Below are 3,717 nucleotides of genomic sequence, written 5' to 3' on the forward strand. Positions count from 1 at the left end.
TATTTAGCACTTTTTCCTTGACTCCCGCCCCAAAGCGAAACAGGCACTGTTCACTATCTTCAATTTTCTTTTTGAGCAAAAAAAAATCGAATAAGCGCTTGATTACAAGTACTTATTCGATTAAATGTGGGCCCTGTTGGTATCGAACCAACGACCCTCTGATTATGAGTCAGATGCTCTAACCATCTGAGCTAAGAGCCCTAGAAAAAAAATAATTTTTTTTCTGAGTGCAATGTTACTTAAATGGGATGAATTAAACAAATAAGTTGGATAAGAATTATGTTTAGAAAAGAGCGAGTGGGTCAGAAAATGCAGTTTTTCGTTCATTCGATTCAATTTTTTAAGTGCAGATTTGTTTCAGGTTTCATGTTGAACACCCTGTTGTTGAATTATTAATTCTGGTATTCAATAGATTAGAAAGATGTGTATGAATGGTTCTCTATCTGTGTTGCACGTAAGAGCATTGTTGCATAAAGGCACCTAATATCCCGTCAATACTTAATTTTTCTTCCGCAAATTGTCTTGCACGTAGAGCTATGGGTGTGGAATCTTCTGCAAGTATGGATTGGATGGTTTGTACAAAAACGCTTGTGTTTTCTGGCTCGCAGATGTACGCAAGGTTGTTTGTTGCAACCATATCATATAAGCTGGTATTTGGTTCTGCGGTCACTAAAGATACGCCACCTGCAGAAAGGATGCTCATAAATTTTGATGGAAGCACTAAGTCTGCTGCCGATTTTTTCTGTATCACCAGATGGATGTCAGCGATAGCTAGAAACGATGCGAGTTTCGCATACGATTGCAAGGGAAGGAATAATATATTTTCAAGTTGTTTGCTTGCTGCATATTCTATGAGTTTTTGTTTAGACGCACCTTCTCCAGCAATCACAAAAAGGATATTCGTTTTGCTCTTCAATTGATTCGCAGCGTCGATTAGCATTTCTACCCCTTGCTTTTCGCCTAAATTCCCAGAATATAAAAGTACCTTCGAATCTAATGGAATACCTAGTTCTGTTCGCATTGATTCAGAAGTGGGTAGTGGTTTTATGATATTCGTTTCTGCCCAATTGGGGAGCATGATGTATTTTGAGGCATGGATGCCTTTGGATAGAATCCGATCGCGCATACCCGTACTAATGGAAGAGACATAGTCGCATTTCCGTAGCCAGAAGTGTTCGATATTTTCGAGTATGGTAAGAAGTGTTTTATTTTGTATGAGTTTTAATTCTCTAGCAGCATCCACTTGTAAATCTTGCACGTGAAATACCCATGTTGCTTTTGGGTGGAATATCTTATACAACCAAGGACAGAAACCAATGATTAATGGGGGGTAGGGTGTAAATACAATATCATATCGTTTAAATAGAAAACGTATCCAAAAAAAACCGGAAGATGCTAAAAAACTAAATTCATGAATCATGCGTGTTGCACCCGTTACTTTTTTAGGGACATATAAGGGACAACGATATACAGATGCGCCTGCAATGGATTCTTTAAACCACCACTTACCTTTATAACCCTCCTTTTTAGACCATTCAGGGTAATACGGCATAGCAGCAATCACATCTACCGCGTGATCATTTTTTGCGAGCCAAGCACCCATTTCCCCCGTGTACTTTCCAATACCTGTTAATTCTGGGGTGTAATTTATTCCGTGTATTAAAATTTTCATTCAATCAAAGATACGATTTTAGTTTTTAGTTTTAAGTTTAAAGTGTAAAGTAGAAAGTGTGAAGTTGTATAACATCATAGAGTTGCAGGTGGTTGGCTGAAAAAGCCGAACGACGGCTTATTTTCAGTAGACTCAAAACATGCCGTTGTTCGGTACGTTTAAGTGTTTGTTTCTCTAAGTTTAACCACTAATAATTATTACACTTAAACTACCAACCACTAGAGTATGAAAAGCAAATCTCTTAAGTTGACGGCTATGGTGTGTCACAGACAGAGGTGAAGATTCATTCTGTATACTAAATTCATAACTCATAATTACTCATTAACCACCACCGTTTTGATATTTACAAACGCATGCATACCATAGATTGCTAATTCTCTGCCATAGCCCGAGTTTTTAATTCCGCCAAATGGAATGCGTACGTCTGAATGCACCATTTCATTGATGAATACCGAGCCCGATTCAATTTGTACTGCTAGTTGTTGGGCTTTGGCAATGTCTTTGGTCCAGATGCTTGCGCCCAATCCAAAGGCTGTTTCGTTTGCAATGCGAATCGCTTCTTCGGTACTCGATACTTTTATGCAGCTAAATACGGGTCCAAACAATTCATCTCTGCGAGCAGGTGCGGTATGTGGAATATTTTCTAAGATGATGGGTGCAATAAAATTGCTATTCGAATCATCAAAAGGATGTTTAAAATAAACAGTAGCACCTTCTTCGATACTTTGATCGACTTGTTTTAATAGTTCCGTTTTAAATTCGGCACTGGCCATGGTGCCTAAATTTGTTTTCTCTTGCATGGGATCGCCTATGATGAGCTCGCTTACTGCTTTTGCTAAGCCTTCCATAAATGGAGCATAACACCCTTCATGAATAATGAAACGTTTTGAAGCAATACAACTTTGTCCGTTGTTGATGAGTCTGCCTTTGATGGCGAGTGGTATGCAGGTGTCTAAATCTGCATCAGACAATACAATAAATGGATCACTGCCACCCAATTCGAACACGCATTTTTTTAGGTGTTTGCCCGCTAGTGCTGCAACCGATCGGCCTGCACCTTCGCTACCCGTTAAAGAAACGCCTTGAATAATGGGGGATGAAATAAGCGTTTCAATATCCTTAGAAGATGCCGAACTGTGAATGAATACACCCGAAGTGAAGCCAGCCAGTTCAAAGTGACGTTCCATAAATTTAGCACAGCCTTGTACATTGGATGCATGCTTTAAGATGACGCAATTGCCTGCAAGTATTGTTGGTATTGCAAAGCGGAATACCTGCCAAAATGGAAAGTTCCAAGGCATGATACCTAAAATCGTTCCCAAGGGTTCAAAGCGTATGTAACTATAGCTTTTTTTAGGACTTAGTTCTTGACGCGGGCTTGGTTCTAAGAATGTTTCGCAGTGTTCGACATACCAGTCTACAAGTCCAATACATTTTTCTATTTCAGATAGGCTTTCTGTAATGGGTTTGCCCATCTCTGTCGTTATGAATTCCGCAGCCTGTTGTTTGTGTGTTCGCAAGGTATTGCTTAAGGAAGTAAACAAGGTTTTTCGTTCCTGCAGAGATGTATTTTTCCAGTCTTGAAATGCTTTTTGAGAAACAGTAAGCTTGCTGCGTGTTATTTCAACCGTATCGCTTGTGCCAATTACTGTTGAAATATGGGTGAACGGATTGGTGGATTGTAACATGTATTCTTTTTTTTATTCCTCCGTAAACTTACTCATAATGATTTGAATACAAAGAAACTGGGTGTAAGCATCAATCTGATTGAATAAACAATAACATAGAAAATTTATATTTAAATGGGTTTTGTTGGTTTTGATTTTTAAGGGTTTATTAGGTATTGCATTAAATCTTCATTTATTATTACATAGTGTATTTTTATACTTAATTATTGTATATATGTTAAAATTATTTAAAGTAAGGATGTAAATTAATCCTATAAAGTATAAATAATATTAAAAAATTGTTATTATGGGTATTTGATTAAGTGTATTTATAATTCGTATTATATACTAAAATTATAGATTATATAAATATCAGAA

The 3,717-nt window shown here is 37.4% G+C and carries 2 protein-coding genes and 1 tRNA gene; all 3 read right to left on the reverse strand.

Annotated elements, in window-relative coordinates:
• Positions 1 to 127: 127 nt before the first annotated feature.
• The 3 genes from Q0543_RS01725 to Q0543_RS01735 all read right to left on the reverse strand — a co-directional run bounded on the left by Q0543_RS01725 (position 128) and on the right by Q0543_RS01735 (position 3,360).
• Positions 128 to 201: transfer RNA gene (locus Q0543_RS01725), tRNA-Ile, on the reverse strand.
• A gap of 238 nt (positions 202 to 439) precedes the next feature.
• Complete coding sequence (locus tag Q0543_RS01730) at positions 440 to 1,672, reverse strand: WcaI family glycosyltransferase (RefSeq protein WP_299248209.1); 1,233 nt, start codon at positions 1,670 to 1,672, stop codon at positions 440 to 442.
• A gap of 314 nt (positions 1,673 to 1,986) precedes the next feature.
• The gene (locus Q0543_RS01735; RefSeq protein ID WP_299248211.1) at positions 1,987 to 3,360 is read right to left on the reverse strand and encodes an NAD-dependent succinate-semialdehyde dehydrogenase; all 1,374 of its coding nucleotides are present in this window, start codon (positions 3,358 to 3,360) and stop codon (positions 1,987 to 1,989) included.
• Positions 3,361 to 3,717: the final 357 nt, after the last annotated feature.

The sequence above is a fragment of the uncultured Cytophaga sp. genome, from assembly GCF_937863595.1.
Taxonomy (GTDB): Bacteria; Bacteroidota; Bacteroidia; order Cytophagales; family Cytophagaceae; genus Cytophaga.